The sequence below is a fragment of the Blautia sp. AM29-29 genome (assembly GCF_003480555.1).
Classification (GTDB): Bacteria; Bacillota; Clostridia; order Lachnospirales; family Lachnospiraceae; genus Fusicatenibacter; species Fusicatenibacter saccharivorans.
Window position 1 is genome coordinate 38,770 of record NZ_QUJD01000020.1, and the last position, 22,528, is coordinate 61,297.

16 protein-coding genes, 2 tRNA genes, 1 pseudogene and 1 riboswitch are annotated in these 22,528 nt (G+C 41.7%); of the genes and pseudogenes, 15 read left to right on the forward strand and 4 right to left on the reverse strand.

Annotated features, from left to right (window positions below):
* Window positions 1–32 precede the first annotated feature (32 nt).
* The 4 genes from DW769_RS13675 (at window position 33) to DW769_RS13690 (ending at window position 8,818) form a co-directional block, all read left to right on the forward strand.
* Window positions 33–1,466, forward strand: coding sequence for an MFS transporter (locus DW769_RS13675; RefSeq protein ID WP_243105458.1), 1,434 nt, complete (start codon window positions 33–35; stop codon window positions 1,464–1,466).
* Window positions 1,467–1,581: 115 nt separating this feature from the next.
* Window positions 1,582–3,930, forward strand: coding sequence for a GH36-type glycosyl hydrolase domain-containing protein (locus DW769_RS13680; protein ID WP_118750505.1), 2,349 nt, complete (start codon window positions 1,582–1,584; stop codon window positions 3,928–3,930).
* 49 nt (window positions 3,931–3,979) lie between these two features.
* A complete protein-coding gene (locus DW769_RS13685; protein WP_118750515.1) occupies window positions 3,980–6,403 on the forward strand; it encodes a glycoside hydrolase family 3 protein in 2,424 nt (807 codons plus the stop codon).
* Window positions 6,404–8,818: a glycoside hydrolase family 3 N-terminal domain-containing protein gene (locus DW769_RS13690; RefSeq protein WP_118750506.1), complete on the forward strand. Its 2,415-nt coding sequence runs from the start codon at window positions 6,404–6,406 to the stop codon at window positions 8,816–8,818.
* Between the two features lie 23 nt (window positions 8,819–8,841).
* Here DW769_RS13690 and DW769_RS17450 read toward each other — a convergent pair whose 3' ends face one another.
* Complete coding sequence (locus DW769_RS17450) at window positions 8,842–9,048, reverse strand: helix-turn-helix domain-containing protein (protein ID WP_118594530.1); 207 nt, start codon at window positions 9,046–9,048, stop codon at window positions 8,842–8,844.
* A 446-nt stretch (window positions 9,049–9,494) separates the two neighbouring features.
* Window positions 9,495–9,570, forward strand: a riboswitch (cyclic di-GMP riboswitch).
* 99 nt (window positions 9,571–9,669) lie between these two features.
* Between DW769_RS17450 and DW769_RS13705 the strand changes: the two genes are divergently transcribed.
* The 4 genes from DW769_RS13705 (at window position 9,670) to DW769_RS13720 (ending at window position 16,828) form a co-directional block, all read left to right on the forward strand.
* Window positions 9,670–11,511, forward strand: coding sequence for an ABC transporter substrate-binding protein (locus DW769_RS13705; protein WP_118750507.1), 1,842 nt, complete (start codon window positions 9,670–9,672; stop codon window positions 11,509–11,511).
* Window positions 11,512–11,576: 65 nt separating this feature from the next.
* A complete protein-coding gene (locus tag DW769_RS13710; protein WP_243105459.1) occupies window positions 11,577–13,853 on the forward strand; it encodes an ATP-binding protein in 2,277 nt (758 codons plus the stop codon).
* Between the two features lie 13 nt (window positions 13,854–13,866).
* Window positions 13,867–14,682, forward strand: coding sequence for a substrate-binding periplasmic protein (locus DW769_RS13715; RefSeq protein ID WP_118666776.1), 816 nt, complete (start codon window positions 13,867–13,869; stop codon window positions 14,680–14,682).
* A complete protein-coding gene (locus tag DW769_RS13720; protein WP_118750508.1) occupies window positions 14,666–16,828 on the forward strand; it encodes an ATP-binding protein in 2,163 nt (720 codons plus the stop codon). The genes DW769_RS13715 and DW769_RS13720 overlap by 17 nt, the downstream gene beginning before the upstream one ends.
* A 293-nt stretch (window positions 16,829–17,121) precedes the next feature.
* Here DW769_RS13720 and DW769_RS13725 read toward each other — a convergent pair whose 3' ends face one another.
* Genes DW769_RS13725 through DW769_RS13735 form a run of 3 tightly spaced genes read right to left on the reverse strand, consistent with a single transcriptional unit; the run spans window position 17,122 to window position 19,123 of the window.
* Window positions 17,122–18,069 carry a TlpA disulfide reductase family protein gene (locus DW769_RS13725; RefSeq protein WP_118697682.1) on the reverse strand — a complete coding sequence of 316 codons (948 nt, stop codon included), beginning with the start codon at window positions 18,067–18,069 and terminating at the stop codon, window positions 17,122–17,124.
* A gap of 30 nt (window positions 18,070–18,099) precedes the next feature.
* Window positions 18,100–18,990 carry a 4Fe-4S binding protein gene (locus tag DW769_RS13730; RefSeq protein ID WP_117761572.1) on the reverse strand — a complete coding sequence of 297 codons (891 nt, stop codon included), beginning with the start codon at window positions 18,988–18,990 and terminating at the stop codon, window positions 18,100–18,102.
* Window positions 18,983–19,123 carry a CD1871A family CXXC motif-containing protein gene (locus DW769_RS13735; RefSeq protein ID WP_020435933.1) on the reverse strand — a complete coding sequence of 47 codons (141 nt, stop codon included), beginning with the start codon at window positions 19,121–19,123 and terminating at the stop codon, window positions 18,983–18,985. Before DW769_RS13735 ends, DW769_RS13730 begins: the two co-directional genes overlap by 8 nt.
* A gap of 45 nt (window positions 19,124–19,168) precedes the next feature.
* Here DW769_RS13735 and DW769_RS17325 point away from each other — a divergent pair.
* From DW769_RS17325 to DW769_RS13770, 7 genes and pseudogenes are all read left to right on the forward strand, one after another.
* A pseudogene (locus tag DW769_RS17325) lies at window positions 19,169–19,342 on the forward strand (response regulator transcription factor); the annotation flags it as partial.
* A 219-nt stretch (window positions 19,343–19,561) separates the two neighbouring features.
* Window positions 19,562–19,765: a hypothetical protein gene (locus DW769_RS13745; protein WP_147326118.1), complete on the forward strand. Its 204-nt coding sequence runs from the start codon at window positions 19,562–19,564 to the stop codon at window positions 19,763–19,765.
* Entirely contained in the window at window positions 19,765–20,679 is a 915-nt protein-coding gene (locus DW769_RS13750) for an ABC transporter ATP-binding protein (protein ID WP_117761571.1), read from the forward strand. The genes DW769_RS13745 and DW769_RS13750 overlap by 1 nt, the downstream gene beginning before the upstream one ends.
* Window positions 20,676–21,575, forward strand: a complete 900-nt coding sequence (locus tag DW769_RS13755; protein WP_117761570.1) for an ABC transporter permease — start codon at window positions 20,676–20,678, stop codon at window positions 21,573–21,575. The genes DW769_RS13750 and DW769_RS13755 overlap by 4 nt, the downstream gene beginning before the upstream one ends.
* Before the next feature lie 49 nt (window positions 21,576–21,624).
* Window positions 21,625–22,116, forward strand: coding sequence for a LytTR family DNA-binding domain-containing protein (locus DW769_RS13760; RefSeq protein WP_158579829.1), 492 nt, complete (start codon window positions 21,625–21,627; stop codon window positions 22,114–22,116).
* Between the two features lie 177 nt (window positions 22,117–22,293).
* Window positions 22,294–22,366, forward strand: a tRNA-Val gene (locus tag DW769_RS13765).
* A gap of 20 nt (window positions 22,367–22,386) precedes the next feature.
* Window positions 22,387–22,460: transfer RNA gene (locus tag DW769_RS13770), tRNA-Met, on the forward strand.
* The last annotated feature ends 68 nt before the right edge of the window (window positions 22,461–22,528 follow it).

The following is a 22,528-nucleotide window of genomic DNA, read 5'->3' on the forward strand; positions in this document are numbered from 1 at the left end:
AGCGGCTGTAAAAAACGATGGGAGAAAAAGATATGGGAAAAAAGAAACAAAAAGTCCTCTATGATGCAGACGGGGCAAGAAGAGTTATGAGAAAAAGAGATTATATGGCTGATATGGGAGGTCAGTTAGCGATAGGCGTGATGGCCAATCTGGTTGGTCAGCTTACTTACTTTTATACAGATAAAGTCGGCATGGCGGTAGGCGGAGTCGGAATTGCGATGATGATCGCTAAGATTATAGATGCACTGACGGACGTTCTTGTGGGAAATATGATTGACCACTCCAAAGGTGGAAATAAGAAATATTACTCCTGGATGCTGAAAATGGCGATTCCTGCAGCAGTCATCATCATTATGATGTTTACGGTCCCGATTCAGGCAGGACAGACAGTGGCATTGATTTATGTACTGGTTACCAATCTTCTTTTAACAGCAGTTATTTATACTATGATTGCCACACCGTTTTCAGCGGTTATGATTGTGCGTACCCACAGCCAGAGTGAGCGAAGCAATATGGGGCTGTTCCGTGCAGTCGGAAACTACGGTGCCGGAACAATCATTGCTATTATCACAATTCCGGTAACCAATATGCTGGGTGGTACACAGAGTGCATGGATCAAATATGGTGTTGCGCTTGCACTTGGCGTTTTATTACTTTTCCTGATCTGCTACAACAATGGAAGAAAAGCAAAATTTGCTTCGGATTATGAAAGCGAATCGGAAAACGCATCAGAAACAGCACCGACAGAAACAGAAGAAGAGGAAGCAGTTCCATTTAAAGATGCTATAAAAATGTTATTGCAGAATAAATACTGGGTGATCGTTCTTCTGTTCAATTTGATTACCAATATTACCGCTGCAGTGGCAGCAGCCTCGGGTACATACTATGCAAAATGGATTTTTGGCAACGATAATCTTGTTGCAGTCATAGGAGCGGCAGGTATGCTGGCAACGGTAATCGGATTTGTGGTTTCCAAGCCGATCATTTCGAAGCTGGGTGTTACAAAAACAATTCAGCTTGGGTTAATGGGAGCTGCCATTCCATCCCTGATCCGCTGCTTTATTCCGGAAAACTTTATGGTTTATGCAGCAACCAGCCTTGTGGCGAGCTTTATCCAGATTCCACTGATGTGTCTGTACGGCGTATTAACAGCAATGACGGTAGATTATAACGAATGGAAATATGGAAAGAAATTAGTTGCAATGTCGGGCGGAGCCATAGGATTTGGAAGTAAAGTGGGAAGCGGCCTTGGATCTGTTATCTTATCCGCATTTCTTGCCATTGGCGGATATCAGGCATCGCTGGAAAGTGCAACTGCTTCCATGCGATATTCGATTTATGGATTTTCCAACTATCTTCCGCTGGTTGTAAACCTGGCTATGTTCCTGATTTTTACCAGATTTGATCTGGAAGAAAAATTACCAAAGATGCGGGAAGAAGTACTTGCGAGAAAAGAGAAAAAATAAACGGAGAAACTACAAGGTCGGTACAGGAAAGACTGTACCGACTTTGCAGTTGTCATTCAATTTACAGAAACTGCCAGTGGCAGGCTCTGTAGGTTAAAAGTAAGGAGAATTGAAAATGAGCGATACATTATGCAATGAAAAAAAGAAACCTTATACATTTTCAGAAGATGGAAATTCCTGCATTATAACAGAAACCAGAACACCAAGATACTGGTATAATTATCTGTGGAATGAAAATCATTACTGTGTGCAGATTTCCCAGACAGGACATGGGCGCAGCTATTACCTCAGTGAAAAAGCAGATATGTGTATGATGAATCAGGACGATGCAAGATATATCTATCTAAGAGACGAGAAAAGCAAAGAATGCTGGAATATTGGCGAAGGTCCATTAAATACGGAAGTAGAAAATTATCAGTGCGTACACAGCATTGGATCTTCCAGAATCCAGTCTTCTTATCAGAATATTGCAAGTTCCTGGCAGCTGTTTGTACCGGAAGAAGGATACCAGGAAGTGTGGACTTTGAAAATAAAAAATACAGGGGAAAGACAGCGCCATCTCAGCATATTTTCAGCAGTCAGCTTTTATCTGGAGGGCTTTTCTTATCCGCGATATTATGAAATGTATCGTTGTATAGAAACAGATTATGATGAAAAGTTAAAGGGTGTATATTGCAGATCCGCACATCCTTTCGCACCGCACAAAAGATACAACGCATTTCTGGCAGCATCAGAGCCGGCATACGCATATGATGGAAATCTGGAAGCATTTTGCGGGACAACCAGTACCATAACAAGGCTGGATGCATCAGCAAGCGCGCTCTTCCAGAGACCGGACATTGTCGTAAAGGGAAAAGACTGTACAAATTCCAAAGCGGCCCTTTTTATTCTGGGCGGTGTGCTGCAGCATAAAATTGTGCTACAGCCAGGAGAAGAAAAAGAATTACAGTTTGTATTTGGAATCAGTGAATCACTTGAAGAGGCAAGGGCGGTATCGGAAAAGTTTTCCAATTCTGCAGTTGTGGAAAAGGAACTTGAAAAAGCAGAAACGCATTATCTGGAAAAATATCGTTCGCTGACCGTGGAAACGCCGGATGAAAAAATCAATCACATGATGAATAACTGGGTGAAAAAACAGGTAGATTTTTGCATTGTCGGGAAAAAAGGAGTCCGCGATAATCTTCAGATTGCAGTTGGCCTGTTAAACTATCGGCAGGAAACAGCAAAAAAAGAGATTCTGGAATGTCTTCGCCATCAGTTTCGGGATGGTCATGGAGTTCTTACGTGGTATCCTTATGATGATACCCGGTATTCCGATCAGCCGTTCTGGATCATATGGGCTGTCTGCCAGCTGATAAAAGAAACGGGAGACTTTTCTATCCTGGATCTGGAGATTGAATGGCAGGATGGAGGGAAGGCGGCTGTTCTGGATCATGTGAAAGCGGCTGTGAATCGATTGCTGCAGGATAAAGGAAAGCATGGACTGGTGCGGATTTATTTTGCAGACTGGAATGATGCACTCAATGTTACAACGGATGAATATGCGGAATCCGTAATGCTTTCCCATCAGTTCTGCCTAGCACTGAAGGAATTAGAAGCATTACTGAAGAAAAAAGGCGATCAGGTATATGCCGGAAAAATAGCAGAGGAATATCGTATCTTACGAAACAGCATTAATGCATATGCATGGGATGGAGCGTGGTACATGCGGGCGTTAAGTGATGTGGAGAATATTGGTTCCAAAAACAGCGAAGGAAGCAAAATTTATCTGAACGCGCAGACATGGGCTGTTTTAGGAGATGTTGCAGATGCAGAGAAATTACCAAAGATATTAAAAGCAGTGGATTCCATGGAGCATGATTTTGGATTTCCGTTAAATCTTCCGCCGTATCAGAAGTATTCGCCCAATGTAGGGAGAATGTCCGGCATGCTGCCAGGATTGTTTGAAAATGGTGGCGTATACTGTCATGCTACAGGGTTTAAAATTCTGATGGACTGCAAGGTGGGGAGAGGAAGCAAAGCATTCGAAACACTGAAAAAAATTATGCCGGACAGTGATAAAAATCCATCCATGCAATCCGGAGCAGAACCATATGTTTTTACAAACTGTTATTCTACTAATCCCGGATATTATGGAAGATCCTACCAGTCCTGGACAACGGGAACTTCTGCGTGGTGCATGATGGGATTGTACGAAGGAATCCTCGGAATCAAACGGGATTACGATGGACTGCGGATCGATCCGTGTCTGCCGAAAGAATGGGAAAAGGCAGAAGTGACCAGACATTTTCGAGGTGCTGATTATCATGTAATCATCGAAAATCCAGATCATCTGGAAAAAGGAGTGCTTGAAATTAAGACAGACGGAGCAGTTTGCGATATGTCCGACAAAGCAGATGGGTTTGTGCTGCCTGATTTCAAGGATGGAAAAATGCATGAAGTCCATGTTATATTGCGTAAATAGACAAAAGAGGCTTGTTTATGAAGACATCAGCAGAAAGAAAGGAAAAAAGATGAAAAAAAGTATTTTTCAGGAACTTGTGGAAGAATCAATTGTTCTTTTGAAAAATGAAGAGCAGATCTTGCCATTAAAAGAAAAAAAGGTGGCTTTTTTGGGACGGGCACAGATAGAAACCATTTTTTCGGGAAACGGTTCGGGAGCATCCAAATCCCTTGCAAACAAGAATCTCTTATGTGAATGTGAAAAAAGAGGAATCTGTGCAGAAGCAGGGTTAAAACAATTTTACACCAGCCATCAAAAAAACGAATCGGAAAAGTTTGTGATTGACGGTATTGATATTACAAATGTAGAAAATATGAACTGTGGTTTTATGTATGAGATCTTTGGAAAATATCAGCCGATGTGGACAGAGTATCACATTCCGGAGCAGCTGATGCAAAAAGCCAGGGAGTTTACCGATACCGCTGTTTTTGTGCTGGGAAGGAATGCCGGTGGGGAAGAATGTGACAGACACATCGAAGGTGATTATGAACTTACCGAATCCGAAAAAGAACTGCTGGAACAGGTGTGCTGTGTTTTTCCACATGTGATCGTTGTACTGAATATTAATGGAATGATCGATATGCAGTGGGTGAACGCCTATTCCGCAATCAAGGCCGTGGTGTTTCTGGGAATTCCGGGCGAAGAAGGCTGCGGAGCATTAGCTGATATTTTGACGGGGGCTGTGAATCCATCTGGCAAATTAAGCTTTTCCATGGCAGAGTCTTTCAAAGACTACCCGACAGCAGAAAATTTCACCTGGAATAAAGAACAGGAAGATGAAATTTTAACTTACGAAAATTATGGACTGGATGCAAAGGCAAATGGAAGTACAGGATATACGAAAAGCCCGGTAACGGTGTATCAGGAAGACATTTATCTGGGGTATCGCTATTTTGATACTTTTCGGAAACAGGTATTGTACCCCTTTGGATATGGAATGTCTTACACATCGTTTACGATTCTTCCGAAAGAGATGAAACAGGAAAAAGAAGAGCTGGAATTTATTACGGAGGTAACAAATTCCGGAAATTATGCAGGAAAAGAAACGATACAGCTTTATTTGTCCTGTTCTGGTACAGAGTCGGAAAAACCGGAAAAAGAATTAAAAGGCTTTGCAAAAACGAGACTTCTTGCTCCGGGGGAGAAGCAGAATATTTCGATTCGAATATCCATGCAGGATCTGGCAGGATATGTTGAGACATCTGCATCATATATCCTGGAAAAGGGAAAATATCAGTTTTTTATCGGAAATTCATCCCGTGAGACAATTTTTGCAGGAGAAATCCAGATAAGAGAAGATTACATAATTAAAAAATGTGTGAATCGTCTTTGCGTACAAAACTGCAATGTAGAGCATTTGCAGGTACTATCTGCAAGAGAAGGACGAAAAAAGGTCCGAATGCATGAAAAGAAAAAAGAAGAGACCGATGGTTTAAAAGAGCAGGAAAGATATGATCTTTTACGGGATGAAATGGAACAAGTAAAAAATTTCAGTATCGAACAGCTGGCTGCATTGTGTGTGGGGTATGGACCTGGGATTCCATTTGCAGCGTTCAGCAAACAGGAACAGCCGGAAACTATATTGGATGGTCAGGGAAATCCACTGACCAAAAACGATCATCCAGTCGGAGCAAAAGGATATGTCTCCCCGGCTATGCCAGAAAAAGGTATTCATTCCATTTTTTATAAAGATGGACCGGCAGGTGTGGGAACGGGGGCCTGGCCAACGGCTATGCTGATTTCCTGCGCATTCAATAAAGAACTGTGGGAAGCGTTTGGAAATGCGGTTGGCGCAGAGTGCGAAAAGAAAGCGGTTGACGTATGGCTGGCACCAGCAGTCAATCTGCACCGGAATCCGCTTTGCGGGCGAAATTTTGAATATTTTTCGGAGGATCCTTATCTGACCGGAATCTGTGCGGTCCAGATTACAAAGGGCGTTCAGGAAAATCATCCTGTCCGCGTCTGCCCCAAACATTTTGCCGTGAATGAACAGGAAACGTATCGAAGAGGAAGTGCGAAGAAGCGGTACGATGCGGTAGATTCCATCCTTACGGAACGTGCATTGCGGGAACTTTATCTGAAACCTTTTGAAATGTTGGTTCGAGATGCCGGAGTATCTTTTATTATGACATCGTTTAATAAAATTAATGGGGTTCTTGCAGCTGGAAATCGAGATTTGTGTACGCATATTTTACGGGAAGAATGGAACTTTGATGGTGTTGTCGTTACTGACTGGGGCGATATGGATATTGTCGCAGATGGCGGCGATGCTGTGGCAGCGGGAAATGATATCGTGATGCCGGGTGGCCCGCCGGTGATCCGGCAGATTTTGCAGGCCTATCAGGAGAGACGGATTACCAGAAAAGATCTGGAAAGGAGTGTTGCAAGATTGTTACATGTTCTGAAGTTATTTGAGAAAGGGGAGCGTATTTAAATGAAATCATATAGGGATCATACACTGGGTGCCAAAGAAAGAGCCTCTCTTCTGCTCAAAGAAATGAGCCTTGACGAAAAGATGGCACAGATTAACTGTGTTTTTCCTTTTGATCAGGATGCCTATAACTTTGAAAAAATTCAGCAGGAGACAAAATACGGAATGGGAGAAGTAAGCACGCTGGAAATGCGCAGGATGGAGACACTTGATGAAGTGGCTGCATGGCAGAGAAAAGTGCAGAAGATTGTGATGGAAAACAGTGCCCATCAAATACCGGCAATCTTTCATATGGAAGGATTGTGCGGGGCCTTCATTCAGGACTCCACCAGTTTTCCGTCTGGGATTGGCAGGGGAGCAAGCTTTGATCCCAAGCTGGAAGAACAGATTGCAGAAATTGTGAGCAGACAGGAAACGGCCTGTGGTATTACCCATATACTGGCACCGGTTCTGGATGTGGCAAGAGATCCGCGTATGGGCCGTTTTGGAGAAAGTTATGGAGAAGATGCTTCCCTTGTAAGTGCGATGGGGGCAGCGTATACGAAAGGAATACAAAAGAATACAGTTGCTTCAAGAAAAGCAGAAAGTGTGGCAAAACATTTTGTGGCTTTTCATAATTCGCAGGGTGGAATTCATGGAACACACAGCGAAACGCCGACGCGACTTTTAGAAGAAGTGTTTGCAAAACCTTTCCAGGCAGCAATCACAGAGTCAGATCTGAAAGGTATTATGCCTTGTTATTGCGCTGTGAATGGAGAAGATGTATCTGCTTCTCATAACATGCTTACGAAACTGCTTCGGGAAAAAATGGGATTTGACGGCATGTGCATCAGCGATTACGGTGCAGTGGGAAATGCGCATAGTGTACATCATATTGGAGAAACATTTGAAGAAGCCGGTGCGATGTGTCTTCATGCGGGAATGGATATCGAGATGCCGTCCTGTACTGGCTATAATGAGAAATTAAAAGAGATGTTTTCAAGTGGAAAACTGGATATCCATATTTTGGATACAGCGGTTTTGCGGGTTCTGGAGGGAAAATTCAGAATGGGCTTATTTGAAAATCCCTATGCGCTGGAAGGAAAAGAGCTTCATGCTCTTGTAATGCAGGAAGCAGACAGGAACACTTCCCTGCGGTCGGCCAGAGAATCCATGGTACTGCTGAAAAATGACGGCGTATTGCCGATTGCGGCAAAAGGGAAAAAAATCGCGGTGATCGGACCGCATGCCGGGTATGCCAGAAAAATGTTTGGTGGATACACACATATGTGTATGATGGAGTCTACCTATGCGATTGCCAATTCTATTGCAGGTGTAAGCGGAGTTGTACAGGCAGATGCAGATGAGATTATTACGGTTCCGGGAACCAATATTCAGTCTGATGAGACAGAGCAGTTTGATCAGATCCTGAAAAGACAGAAACCGCAATGCAGAAATCTGTATGAAGAATTCCAAATCCGCTTTCCGGAAAGTGAGATTTTATATGCATATGGCTATCCGATTGCAGGAAACGACGAAAGTCATTTTGAAGAAGCGCTGCAGGCAGCAAAGCAGGCAGACATTGTGATACTGACGCTTGGCGGTAAGCACGGAACGTGTTCCATGGCATCAATGGGAGAAGGAATTGACAGTACTGATATTAACCTTCCAAAATGTCAGGATGCATTTATTCGCAAGGCTGCGCAGCTTGGAAAACCATTGGTTGGCGTTCACTTTGATGGAAGACCGATTTCCAGTGATGCTGCAGAGGAATATTTAGATGCTATTCTGGAAGCATGGAGTCCATCAGAAACAGGAGCAGAAGCAGTAGTTGATATTTTAACCGGAATATATAATCCGGGAGGAAAACTTCCGGTTACCGTTGCTTATGGAGTGGGACAGCTTCCGGTTTATTACAATCATCCATATGGTTCCTCCTGGGATCAGAGCGGCAGTATCGGTTTTGCCAATTATGTGAATATGCCGCACAGACCGAGATATTATTTTGGATACGGACTGTCGTATACAACATTTACATATTCGGATTTACATATCTCGATGGGAAATGAAAAGGCAGCAGATACGGTTCAGATCTCCTGCGCTGTTGAGAACACGGGAAGCTGTGAAGGAGATGAGGTTGTCCAGCTTTATTTACGAGATGAATATGCCAGCCTGACAAGACCAGTAAAAGAACTGGCAGGTTTTAAGCGCATTCACCTGCGAAAGGGCGAAAAGAAAACGGTATGCTTTGAGGTGAAAACGGATCAAATGGCTTTTCTGGACATTGATATGCACTGGAAAGTGGAAAAAGGACGATATGCAGTAGAGGTCGGAAGTTCTTCAGAAGATATTCGTTTAAGAGGAAGCTACTGTGTGAAAGAAAATAAATGGGTTGCGGGAAGAAATAGAGCGTTTTGGGCAAGTGCCGCAGCGAAATAAAAAGAACAGAACCGGATGCCATTTTATACAAAGCGGCATTCGGTTCTGTTCTTGCGGTATTCCCGTGGGGAGCAGTTCATTTTTTCACGGAAACATTTTCCGAAATAGGACTGCTGGCTGAAGCCGGTCTGCAGGACGATCTGTCTGATGGGAAGTGTGGTTTCTGTTATCTCCGTGATTTGTTTTCTATGTTTTGGCAATATCTTAATAATTTCTGCAGATATTTTCATATTATTTTTTCGATATAATAAGTATACTTGCTGTAAAAAGGATTGTAAAGGTAGTCTAAATGGACAATAATAGTTTATCACATACAACGTGGAATTGTAAGTACCATATGAACCAGAGCAGGAAAACCTGCCGTCGCTGATCACACTTGAAAAAATATGTGTAGCTTTGGGCGTGACATTATCGCAGTTTTTTCGAGAAGATAATTCAGAGAATCTGACAGAAAAACAGAAAGAAGTTCTAGGGATATGGAATGATCTGAGTACAAATGAGCAGGAAACAGTAATGTCAATGCTGCGTGGACTTCGGAAGTAAGAGAACAGTTCGAGTATATGTATCGGCTGTTCTTTTTTTGTTTTTGAACGTTAAAATGTTAATTTTTTTCTTGTGTATAGTAGAACACTAAAGTATAATAAAATCAGTTTTTTACATAAGATTAAAGCTATAATAAGGAAATTGGCAAACCAGATGAAAGTCTGGGACGCAAAGCTACAGGGCCTTTAAAATGGCAGCCAGTTGCATAAAATGAGGTGCACTGTCTGTCTGACGGTGCTTTTTTACGGTGTTATTTCATAGACGTAACAATAATGATTTTATCAGGAAAGAATGAGGAAAATAAAAGTATGAAAAAGGCAAAACGTTGTCTGATAGCAGTGGTGTCAGGTGTACTTGTAGCATCTGCTGTCTTGTCTGGATGTGGACAGTCAAAGAAAGAAGTATCTATAAATGATGATCATCTTACCGTTTATCTGTGGGAAAATCGTTTGATGAAAAATATTGCACCCTATATCCATGAACAGTTTCCAGATCAGGATATTGAATTTATTATAGGTAACAATGATACCGATTTATACAGTTATTTTAAAGAACATGATGAATTACCGGATATTATAACAGTACGTCGATTTTCTGGAACAGATGCACAGGACTTACAGCCTTATCTTATGGATTTTGCTTCTTATGATGTTGTTTCCAAGTATTATTCTTATGCGGTGCAATATTATAAGAATGCGGAGGATGAAATCCAGTGGCTGCCAATCTGTGGTATTCCGCAGACGATCATTGCCAACAAAACACTGTTTGATCAGTATGGCGTAAAGATTCCAGAAAATTATGAGGAATATGTACAGGCATGTCAGCAGTTTTATGATAATGGCATAAAACCGTATTCCATGGATCTTGGTGAAGACTGGTCTAATAATGAAATCATCCAGGCTGCAGCAATCGGTGAGTTTACAAGCCTGGATGGTATTGAATGGCGAAACGGTGCAGAGACTGCAGCGGATGAAGTAAAGTTTGATGATGTATTATGGAAACGTATTTTTTCAGAAACCAGTCAGTTTCTTAAGGACTCGCATTTTGGTAAAGAAGATATCAATATTGATATCAATACAGGAACCCAGATGTTTGTCGAAGGAAAATCAGCAATGTTTCATGGACATCCGACGGTTATGCAGCAGCTGCAGAAACAGATGGATGCGGAGCTGATCCGTATTCCTTACTTTTCACAGACATCGGATGAATCCTATGTGTACATGACTCCGTCCTTAAACATTGCATTTAACAAAAACCTGGAAAAAGATCGGGAGAAACTGGATACTGCGCTGGATGTGCTGGATTGTATGATTTCAGAAGAGGGGCAAAAGCTGATTGCGGATGGAAGCGGTGTTATTTCATTGAATACAGATGTTCCAACCATGATGCAGGATGTGCCTGGACTGGAAGAGGAAATTAATCATAATGCTGTTTATATCCGATATTCCGCTCAAAAATCATTTGATGCAAGTCTTGAGGCTGTTCACGGATTACTGTCAGGGGAAATGGATGAAATACAGGCTTATGATACTTTTCGCAGTGTAATGAATCGTAAAGATCCAGAAGAAAAAGCAACGGTGAATTTTGAAAATGAATATTCCATTTCACTGAACGATAGAAATGGCCGTGATGCAGCATCTTCCATTTTAACTACGATCAGAGAAGAAAATGATGCACAGCTGGCTCTGGCACCATATTATTTCACTTCTTCTATGTACAAAGGAGAATGCACCAGCAGCCGGGTTGGCATGATGACAGCGAAGAGTTCAGATACACCATTATATGTTGCAAAAATCAATGGTAAACAGGTTTATGAACTCGTGGAAAATTATCTTGCTGATGCTGATGAGAATTTTTACGTAACCAATAAATACGAATTACCAATTGCATCCGGTATGAAAATGATCGTCAATCAAGAGGAAAGTGGATTTTCGTTAAAGGACTTAACAGTTAATGATAAGAAAATAGACAAAAAAAAGGAATACTCGATTCTTCTTACAGACACCACAATGTCTGTTTTGAAAAAAATAAATCTGAAATGTGAGATTGAGCAGCTTAAAGATACAACATTATCAAGTGCATGGACCGAAGCAATGTCAAATGGACAGCAGCCGTCAGCACCGGAAGATTATATAGAGGTTGAACAGTAAAAGTGGAGATAGAACAAAAGGTAAACAAAAGAAAAAAAATAACAAGGCTGTTGCTTATACTACTTATGATTCTTTTAAGCTTAGTTTGTATCAAGTATCTTATAAGTAAGTCTAATAAGTATATCAGCGAAAATGGAAAAAGCAGTATGGGAGCTGTTGTTGAACAGATACAGCAGACCTATGATCTTCAGGTGAGTGGATACTACAGCCAGCTGCAGTTGGTTGAGGAATTCTTACTTCATGAGAGGGAACTGTCTCTTGAAACGGATACGAACAAAAATTTCTTTGAAGCATGGGAAAAAGAATCGGAAAGTACTCTTATATTCCTTCAGGAAAATGGTCAGGCAATATCAGCAGGTGGAACAAAAATGCGGATTGATATGCCAAGTAAACTTCTGCTGGACTTAAAGAACGGATACAATATTGGAAAACTGGTGCGTCTTGATTATGATCAGAAGAAAAAAGACGGTTATCTGGTTGCGATTCCATGTCAGGAATACACGATCAATGGAGAAACTTATACGGCAATTGGAACTGTGTATGATCATTCGAAACTGGATTCCATGTTAAAATTGAAAGGTTATCATGGAAAAGCATATTTGTTCATGCTGGATCATGACGGAAATATTACGTATACGAACCAGAGTGGAGATAAATACCTGCGTAATTATTCTTTGTTAAAACATTTAAAAGGGGAACAGGCTATTACAGAAGAAGAGGCTGATTTGTTCAAAAAGAAGTTTGATAACAGAGAATCCGGAGTTGCACTTTTGGGAAAACAGAACCCTTATTATCTGGGGTATTGTCCGATAGAAAGCAACAACACCATTTTGGTGTGCATTGTGGCCAAGGGAGTTGTGGACAATGTGCTGATGGATTACCAGAAAACGGTGTTGTTTACAACAATACTCATGGCAGGTTTTATACTTTTACTTTTTGCCGGATTATTCTACAGTATTTCCAGACTTAGTCTTGCAGATCAAAAAGCAGAATATGAAAAAAGAAATAATGAACTTCATTTACAAACAATGAAGGAAATGGAAGTAGTCAATCAAAAACTGAAAAAGGCAAAGAACGTTGCAACAGAGGCTTTACAGACAGCTGAAAATGCAAATAAGGCGAAAACGGATTTCCTGTCTAATATGTCACATGATATTCGCACACCTATGAATGCAATCATTGGTATCACATCTTTGATCAGACATGATGCAGGTAATAAAGCAAAAGTTATAGAGTATGCAGATAAAATAGATATTTCATCACAGCATCTGTTGGGAATTATCAATGACGTTCTGGATATGAGCAAGATTGAGGCAGGAAAAACAGTCTTCAAATATTCTGACTTTTCTATTCTGGATCTTGTACAGGAACTTAACACTATATTTCATACTCAAATATATGAAAAGCAGCAGACCCTTACAATCATAAAAGAAAATATTCAGCATGAGTGGGTGAATGGGGATCAGGTTCACCTGATGCAGATTTTCAGCAACCTGCTTTCCAATGCAGTGAAGTATACCCAGGAAGGTGGGAAAATTCAGTTCTTTGTAGAAGAATGTGAGACAAAGTCATCTGTCTATGCAAAGTACCGTTTCTTAGTTAGCGATAATGGTATGGGAATGTCGGCAGATTTCAAGGATACAATTTTTGATGCGTTTACCCGTGCGGAAAGTTCCCTTACAAATAAAATACAGGGAACAGGACTTGGAATGGCGATTACTAAGAATCTGGTTGAGGCAATGGGAGGTACCATTGATGTGGAGAGTGAATTGGGACAGGGAAGCTGTTTTGAGGTTCTCTTGGATCTGAAAATTGCAGAGGATAGAACGGTTGCTCTGGCGGCACAAGAAGAAACAGATGAGCAGGATGGTAATATCCTTCAAGGAATGAGATTCCTGTGTGCAGAGGATAATGAGCTGAACGCAGAGATCCTGACGGAACTGTTAAAGATTGAAGGTGCGGAATGTACCATCTGTGAAAATGGCGAAGAGATTTTGAAAGCATTTGAGCAGTCTGCTCCAGGTGATTATGACATGATCCTGATGGATGTGCAGATGCCTGTTATGAATGGTTATGAGGCAACGAAGGCAATCCGCAAAAGTTCCCATAAACTGGCAAAAACGATTCCGATTATTGCCATGACTGCCAATGCATTTTCAGAAGACATTCAGCATTCCCTTGCGGCTGGCATGAATGCACATGTTTCAAAACCGGTTGAGATGAAGGTGCTGGAAAAGACGATAAGAAGTATAAAATCAGGCGGGGGGGTACCGAACCACAGGTCACTGTACAGTGACGAATGGAAAGTAACCGGACATAGAAGAATCAAAAAGGATAGTTAGGGATGGACAGAAAATGAAAGGAAAAAGAATGATTGCAGGCATTCTGCTTGCGGGAATTTTAGCAGTCACCCTGGCAGGGTGTAAAAACACAGATAACACGAAAGAAAAAACCGAAAAGCCTGTTATTACCCTCGGCAGCGACAGCTATCCACCATACAATTATCTGAATGAGGATGGTGTACCGACGGGAATCGATGTAGAACTGGCTGCGGAAGCTTTCAAAAGAATGGGATATCAGGTGGAGGTTGTCCAGATCAACTGGGAGAAGAAAAAAGAACTGGTGGAGAGCGGAGAGATTGACTGTATCATGGGCTGCTTTTCCATGGAAGGACGCCTTGACGATTACCGCTGGGCGGGACCATATATAGCAAGCCGTCAGGTGGTTGCTGTAAATGAGAATAGTGATATCTATAAACTGAGTGATCTGGAGGGTAAGAACTTGGCTGTTCAGTCCACAACCAAACCGGAAGGCATCTTTCTGAACCGGACGGATCAGAGAATCCCCAAGCTGGGCAATCTGATCAGTCTGGGACACAGGGAGCTGATCTATACATTTCTTGGGAAAGGATATGTAGATGCAGTCGCCGCACATGAGGAATCTATTGTCCAGTATATGAAGGATTATGATACAAGCTTCCGCATCCTTGAAGAACCTTTGATGGTTGTGGGGATAGGAGTTGCTTTTGCAAAAGAGGATGACAGGGGAATCTGTGAGCAGATGGATCAGACACTGGAAGAAATGCGCCAGGATGGCACATCCCTGAAAATTATTGAAAAATATCTGGATGATCCCCAGAAGTATCTGGAGGTGGATGATCTTGGATATTAAGAGAAAGAAAAAAGAAAAACGAATCCAGCTATTCGGTGGTCTGATTGGAATCTGTGTGGCTGTAGTTTCTCTGTTTTATTTCTTTCATGCGGAGAAAGCGGAAGCAGAGAAAAGAATGGTAGAGATTGTAAATTATGTCAAAGTGCAGTGTTCCACCTACACCCATTATAATGAATCTTCGGAATCCAAAAGTCTTCTCCGTGCGATTGAAAGTGCCAGACAGATGAGTACGAATATCGATATGGAAATAGAAAACGGCGGTCAGCTAAGCCGGGATTTCCTGAAGGAAAACCTGCAGACTCTATGGGTGGATGGTATCATTGTACTGGATGCAGAAGGAAAGACGGACTGTGAATACAGCACGGATGAGTCTCTGGCTAATGAGATTACGGAGTATCTGCAAAAAGAAATTATCATGGATTTTGCCGGATATGAAGAAAGAAGCTATTCGGAACGGTTTACCAGGGAAGATGGATCCTTTATTGACATTGCAGCCTGCGCCAGAAAAGATGCACCGGGTATCGTTGCAATCTATTATTACACATCTCCTGAATTTGCCAGAAACTATACGCTGACGATACAGGGGCTTTTAAATGGTTATAGTATCCAGAAAGATGGAACGATTATCGTTGCAGATGACGGAATCGTTGTTGCCAGCAATAATGAGAGCCTGTTGGGACAGAATACAGCCGACAACGAAGTTGTTCAGGCAATGAAAAAGCATACAGACAGTCAGCATATCTATCATTTTAGGAAGGAAGGAATTGGATGTTATGGAATCATGCTGAAACAGCGTGATTATTATATCTACGCATATCTTCCGGATACGGAAGTGTTTTGTAATCTTCCATTAAGTGTTATAGGTGTTATTTTTCTTTATTTTCTGATGTTCGGCATATTCTGGTTCTGGACATACAGAACCAATCTGGCGCACCGGAAACAAGAATTTGAAAAAGATGAAAAATATAAAGCAGAACTTCTGACAGCAGCAAAAAAGGCAGAAGCCGCCAATGAGGCAAAAACAGAGTTCCTTCATCGTATGAGCCACGATATCAGGACTCCGATTAATGGAATCTACGGTTTGATCAATATGGCAGACCATTATGCAGATGATATGGAGAAGCAGAAGGAATACAGAACAAAGGTTAAAGCGGCATCCAATCTGTTGCTGGAACTGGTAAATGATGTTCTGGACATGAGTAAGCTGGAGTCGGGTGAAGTTGTTCTGGAAGAGAGTCCATTTAATCTGAGCAAAATCTCTGAGGAAGTGCTTGTTGTAATTGAACAGATTGCTGCAGAACAGAATATCCGGATTGTATGGGAGAAAAAAGAAATCATACACCGTGCTCTTATTGGAAGTCCGGGGTATGTAAAACGTGTGATGATGAATATCCTGTCCAATGCAGTGAAATATAACAGAGAAAATGGACATATTTATCTTAGCTGCATGGAAATCCCATCCGAACAGCCAGGAATGACGACAATGGAATTTATCTGCCGGGATACAGGAATCGGAATGACTGAGGAGTTCCAGAAACATATTTTTGAACCATTTGCACAGGAACATACAGGAAGCCGCACAAAGTTTGTCGGAACCGGACTGGGAATGGCCATTGCAAGGAAGCTGGTCGAGAAAATGGGTGGAACCATTACTTTTGAAAGTGAAAAAGGCGTAGGGACGACATTTGTGACCCGGGTTCCATTTAAAATAGATCCGGATGCGGATAAACGTGAAGAACAGAAGGAGGTATCCGAAAAATCTATAAAGGGATTGCATATTCTTCTGGCGGAAGATAATGAGCTGAATATGGAAATCGCTGAATTTATGCTTCAAAATGAGGGCGCGGACGTGATTAAAGCGTGGAATGGGCAGGAAGCGGTTGAGCTGTTCAGAAAAAGTGAACCTGGTGAATTTGATGTCATTCTTATGGACATTATGATGCCTGTAATGAATGGTTATGAAGCCACAAAGATGATCAGGTCTCTGGACAGAGAGGATGCAAAGGAGGTACCGATCATTGCAATGACAGCAAATGCGTTCACGGAGGACAGAATAAAAGCAAAAGCAGCAGGGATGGATGAACATGTTGCTAAGCCAGTTGATGTGGAATTACTGATAAAAGTAATTCATAAATTGGTGAAATAAAAGATATTATAAGAAAGTTATAAAATTGTAGAAAAGCGTCAAAAGAGTTATGAAGAACGTATCCTGAGAGACATTCAGAATGGAATTACACTGGAAACACTTATGGCAAACATAAGAAAACTCCAGAAGAAAAAGCAGCTGTTGCGATACAAAAGAAGCAGCAGAGGCGAGCAAGACGGAAAAAAGAAACAAGTGATTTCAGGAGCATCGAGCAGTGCAGTGAAATTCTGCTGAATGTTAGGGGGCAGTTACTGCAAACAGTAACTGCCCCCTAACTAGGATATTTATGTGAATTATTTCTGGTCCAGTACGGACTGAATCTGCTTCATCAGCTGATCGTAGTTTGACTGATCGTCAATGCCACCCATGAAAGGTTCCCCAACGATATTTCCGTCTTTATCTACAAGAACGGTTGTAGGAAATGCCATGATGTTTCCTTTTCCAGCATAGTTTCCAACTGTTGAATTAGAATCGAAAGTCAGGTTCTTGTAGGAAGCGCCCTGAGCTTTCATGATTTCTTTTGCCTCTTTGATTCCGGCTTCATTGTTGTCTAAAGTATCCATGTTGATACCAACAACTTCGCCACCCATTTCTTTGAGTTTCTCATTTAATTCATTCAGCTTAGAGAGCTCTCCGACACATGGCTTGCATCCACTGAACCAGAAATTTACAACTGTAACTTTATTTTTAGCGAAAAGACTGTCATCTACATCGTTTCCATCCAGATCTTTTCCTTTGAAACCTTTGAATACAGCTGTGGATTCGTTTGATTTGGAGGAAGAGCTGTCAGAGGAATCGGATGCAGCAATCTCTTTCTCAAGCTTGGCAATTTCTTCTTCAATTCCGCGGATTGTCTCGATGTCTTTGCACAGAGTTTCATATTCTTCTTTAGAGAAAGAGTCTTTGTTAGATTCCACTGTGCTTGCGAGGGTATCAGCATAGTTTTCGCTCATGGCATCACCGGCAGCGTTCTTGTTCATAAGACCAAAGGCTTTGTCCCATGCATCTTTGTGATCAGCAAAAAGCTGGTTTTCCTGCTGGTAAAGGTCATCCCGTTTTTTGTTCAGCTCGTCTGCGCTGCCCGTTTCTGTTGTGGAAGAAGATTCCTGTTTTGTGTTTGTATTGTCTGTTGAGGAGGAATTTCCGCAGCCTGTAAACGCAAAAAGTACAGAAATGGCAAGGGATGCAGCAATTACCTTTTTTAATTTCATTGAGTTTGTTCTAAGTGTTTTGTTTTTCATGATTTTAAATCTCCTTTAAATTACGTTTTATTAGTTTTTATTTTCAGCCTGTTTCTTAGTTGAAAATCCGTAATGATAGCAGATTGCATCAGTCGGGCAGGCTTTCATACATTCTCCGCATCGGATACACTCCGGATGGTTTGGTGTGTCTACTACATTGACATCCATCTTACAGACACGACTACATTTCTGGCAGCCAACACATTTCTCATGATCAACCTGAATCTTAAGAAAAGATACCTTGTTAAACAGTGAGTAAATAGCACCCAGCGGGCAGATCCATTTACAAAATGGACGGTAAAACAAGATGCTCAGGATGATGAAAAGCGCAAGGACTGTGAACTTAAATGTAAATAAATGTCCGAGTGCGGCACGGATTCCTGAGTTGGCAAGTGACAGTGGAATTGCGCCTTCAAGTACGCCTTGTGGGCAAATGTATTTGCAGAAGAAAGGATCTCCCATACCAAGTGAATTGGTTACAAATGCCGGAAGTAGTATAACAAAGACGACCAGAATCACATATTTCAGATACCGCAGAGGCTTCAGTTTTGCGGTGGAAAGTTTCTTGCCCGGAATCTTATGCAGCAGATCCTGGAACCATCCAAACGGACAGAGAAATCCACAGATAAACCGCCCTAACAGAACACCTAACAGGATGAAAAATCCGGTGATGTAGTAGGTAAATTTGAATTTTGAAGAACCGACCACGGCTTGAAAAGCTCCAATCGGACAGGCACCTGTGGCGGCAGGACAAGAGTAACAGTTTAGTCCCGGGACGCACATCGTTTTTACATTTCCCTGATAAATTTTCCCTTTCAACAGATTCGGGATGTGAATGTTGGTCAGCAGTGTAGCAGCTGCCTGAATCCATCCGCGGAAGCGGGCCAGAAAGTTTTTGTTTGATTTCATTTTCTTATCCAATTCCTACACACTCCATACATAATTTTATTGCCTTGCTAAGAACAACCGCTGCTTCTCCGCGGAAGATCCCGACAAGGAAAAACACCAGACCGGCTGCAAGTAAAAGAATCTGTGTTGCTTTTTCAGATTTCATTAAAATACTCCTTTCAATGTTCAAAGTCCGTTTATTGACCTTTCGATGTTTGCATTGTACAATAGAGGGTGTAAAATTCCTGTTAAGAAAATGGAGAAAAATAAATTGAGATTATTAGTTGTTGAAGATGAGAAGAAATTATGTGATATGATTGCGAAAAGTCTGCACCAGGCAGGTTATGAGGTAGACACGTGTAATGACGGAGAGGAAGCACTGGATTAAAAAATTTATGAAAATGAATAAGTGGAAAGTTGCATGTCCATTGACATGGCTTTCCACTTATTTTTATGAATTCCTATGCGCCAGACGAGCAGACAACAGAAATTGGCATCTTACCCGCGAATTTCTGCATTTTACATCATGCAGACTGGACGAATGCTGTAAAATCATATATAAAAGAAATAGGAATAACTGGGGGTGAGATGGATGAAATGTGAGGTGGAACAGATTGATCCAAAGCAGGAAGAACATGTTATGGTATATTGCCACAACAGGGAAGCATCCTGGGTGCAGAATGTTCGGGAAGCTGTATTTGGACAAACATCGGTATGTGGATATAAAAATCACGTTTTGTATCAATTGAAATTGTCTGATATTTTTTATGTGGAACAGCAAAGAAATCAAAGGAGAGGGCAGGCGTAATGGAAACAGATATGATTAAAATCACTCATTTAAAGAAAAGCTTTGGTGATGTAAAAGCAGTCAATGATCTGAGTTTTCAGGTGAAAAAAGGAGAGCTCTTTGCATTCCTTGGTGTAAACGGGGCAGGGAAGAGCACAACGATTTCGATCATCTGCGGGCAGCTTCACAAAGACAGCGGAACGGTTCAGATCCAGGGCACAGATCTGGATAAGATCGGAAGGAAAGTTGGAACAATGCTTGGCGTGGTATTTCAGGACAGTGTGCTGGACAAGCCACTTACCGTCAGGGAAAATCTGAAAAACAGAGCAGCGCTTTATGGAATAACAGGAAAAGCGTTTGAAAAAAGATTGCGGGAACTGGTGGAGATTTTTGATTTCGGAGATTATCTGAACCGGCCGGTCGGAAAACTGTCCGGCGGACAGAGAAGAAGAATTGATATTGCAAGAGCCTTGCTGCATCGGCCCGAACTTCTGATTTTAGATGAACCAACGACAGGACTTGACCCACAGACGCGGCTTTTGATCTGGGATATCATTGAAAAACTTCGAGTGGAAGAAAAGCTGACAGTTTTTCTGACTACGCACTACATGGAAGAAGCTGCAAATGCCGGTTATGTGGTGATTCTGGATAAAGGAAGCATCGTGGCAGAAGGAACTCCTTTTGAGCTGAAAAATGAGTATGTGCAGGACACTATGTCTGTTTATGGTGTGACAGAAGAAGAAATCAAAACACTGGGCAGAGAGTATAAAAAGATCCGGGATGGCTATCAGTTAAAAGTAAAAAATACCGCAGAGGCTACCCGGCTGATCGTGGAACATCAGGAAATATTCCGTGATTATGAAGTGGTAAAGGGCAGAATGGATGATGTATTTCTTGCTGTAACCGGAAAAACATTGGGAGGTGAGCACAGATGAAGGCAGTATTTGCACTTATAAGTCGAAACAGAAAATTGTTTTTTAAAGACAGAGGAATGTTTTTTTCGGCTTTAATTACTCCGGGAATTCTGATTTTGCTGTATGCTACATTTCTGGCAAACGTATACAGAGATTCCTTTGTGTCCGCGATCCCGGACATGATTACAATCTCAGACAAACTGATCGATGGAACGGTGGCCGCACAGCTTGCCGCGGCTCTTCTGGCAGTCAGCTGTGTGACTGTGACATTCTGCGTGAATCTTACGATGGTACAGGACCGGGCAAACGGAACAAGGAAAGATTTTAATGTATCGCCAATCAGCAAAGCACAGCTTTATCTTGGGTATTTTTTATCTACTGTAGTCAATTCCCTGCTGGTAAATGGGCTTGCGCTTGTATTATGCCTTGGCTATATGTACAAAATGGGCTGGTATATGAGCGCTGTAGATGTATTCTGGGTTCTTCTCGATGAAATTTTACTGGTACTCTTTGGAAGCACGTTGTCAAGCATCGTCAGTTTTCCACTGACAACCCAGGGTCAGTTATCCGCAGTGGGAACGATCGTAAGTGCCGGGTATGGATTTTTATGCGGAGCTTACATGCCGATTTCAAATTTCGGCAGCGGCCTGCAGAAAGTACTGTCGTATCTGCCAAGTACCTACGGAACTTCTCTGTTGAAAAATCATATGCTCCGTGGAATCTTCGAAGAGATGGAGAACAATCAGCTGCCAGAAGAAATGATTACTGCGATTCGTGATACACTGGATTGTAACCCGAAGTTCCAGGGGTCTGTAGTAAGTGTAAATCAGATGGTGATGCTTATGGTTGGATGTGTTGTGGTATTTGGAATTATTTTTTTGTGCATGACAGCTCTTCCGGAGAAAGATGGGAAGTAAATATATCCTTCGACTATAGAATGAATAAAAAATGAGAAAAGAGACAGTTATGAATATTACAGAAAGAGAGATCGATGACCCGGAAAAAGAGGGCGTTATACTCGAATATGTAAATTTTACGAAAGAATTTGCAGAAATAAAAGAGTATGTAAGAAGCAAAGGGGAATCTATCCGGGGATACACAGAAAAGAAAGAATGTGTTTCCATAAGAACAGAAGATATTTTATATTTCGAGGCAGTGCAAAACAAGGTGTTTGCTTATACGTCAAATAAGTTTTATGAAATTAAAAGCAGACTGTATCAGCTGGAAGAGAAAATAACAAGAAAATGTATGAAGCGTGCATCAAAGACAACGATTGTAAATGCGGATCGTATTGTTTCGGTTCATACCGCATTAAATGGGCGTTTGTATGTGCTGATGGGGGTTTTGATTATTGGAGTTTATGTTACGGTGAATCTGATCGTATATGTAAATGACCATATGGTGGCGGAAAGCATGAACCAGAAACTGGAAGAGATGAGAAAACGGAAAGATGCATAGAAAAAATAACTTTGGATAGTTAAAGACAGCGTATGCCGGAAGGACATGAAATCGCTGGTATTGTAGAAACAAAAGAAAAAATTTGAAAAATTTCAAAAAATATCGTTGACAAACAGAACAAAGCGTGCTAATATACATATTGTCAGCAGGACGTAAGAACTGCTAGAAAACAGATATGGGGTCTTAGCTCAGCTGGGAGAGCATCTGCCTTACAAGCAGAGGGTCACAGGTTCGAGCCCTGTAGGCCCCATACTTCTAAAAATATAGTATGGCGAGATAGCTCAGTTGGCTAGAGCACGCGGTTCATACCCGCGGTGTCGAGGGTTCGAATCCCCCTCTCGCTACGAAAGAGAGAGCTCCTGCGAAAGCAGGGGCTTTTGTTGTTTTACGTTCGGAGGGGGCTGCCAGTGGC

What these genes read in the sequence shown, in the direction of transcription:
- DW769_RS13675 (WP_243105458.1), top strand. Translation starts at nt 33, where the DNA reads ATGGGAAAAAAGAAACAAAAAGTCCTCTATGATGCAGACGGGGCAAGA.
- DW769_RS13680 (WP_118750505.1), top strand. Translation starts at nt 1,582, where the DNA reads ATGAGCGATACATTATGCAATGAAAAAAAGAAACCTTATACATTTTCA.
- DW769_RS13685 (WP_118750515.1), top strand. Translation starts at nt 3,980, where the DNA reads ATGAAAAAAAGTATTTTTCAGGAACTTGTGGAAGAATCAATTGTTCTT.
- DW769_RS13690 (WP_118750506.1), top strand. Translation starts at nt 6,404, where the DNA reads ATGAAATCATATAGGGATCATACACTGGGTGCCAAAGAAAGAGCCTCT.
- DW769_RS17450 (WP_118594530.1), bottom strand. Translation starts at nt 9,048, where the DNA reads ATGAAAATATCTGCAGAAATTATTAAGATATTGCCAAAACATAGAAAA.
- DW769_RS13705 (WP_118750507.1), top strand. Translation starts at nt 9,670, where the DNA reads ATGAAAAAGGCAAAACGTTGTCTGATAGCAGTGGTGTCAGGTGTACTT.
- DW769_RS13710 (WP_243105459.1), top strand. Translation starts at nt 11,577, where the DNA reads ATGATTCTTTTAAGCTTAGTTTGTATCAAGTATCTTATAAGTAAGTCT.
- DW769_RS13715 (WP_118666776.1), top strand. Translation starts at nt 13,867, where the DNA reads ATGAAAGGAAAAAGAATGATTGCAGGCATTCTGCTTGCGGGAATTTTA.
- DW769_RS13720 (WP_118750508.1), top strand. Translation starts at nt 14,666, where the DNA reads ATGATCTTGGATATTAAGAGAAAGAAAAAAGAAAAACGAATCCAGCTA.
- DW769_RS13725 (WP_118697682.1), bottom strand. Translation starts at nt 18,069, where the DNA reads ATGAAAAACAAAACACTTAGAACAAACTCAATGAAATTAAAAAAGGTA.
- DW769_RS13735 (WP_020435933.1), bottom strand. Translation starts at nt 19,123, where the DNA reads ATGAAATCTGAAAAAGCAACACAGATTCTTTTACTTGCAGCCGGTCTG.
- DW769_RS13750 (WP_117761571.1), top strand. Translation starts at nt 19,765, where the DNA reads ATGGAAACAGATATGATTAAAATCACTCATTTAAAGAAAAGCTTTGGT.
- DW769_RS13755 (WP_117761570.1), top strand. Translation starts at nt 20,676, where the DNA reads ATGAAGGCAGTATTTGCACTTATAAGTCGAAACAGAAAATTGTTTTTT.
- DW769_RS13760 (WP_158579829.1), top strand. Translation starts at nt 21,625, where the DNA reads ATGAATATTACAGAAAGAGAGATCGATGACCCGGAAAAAGAGGGCGTT.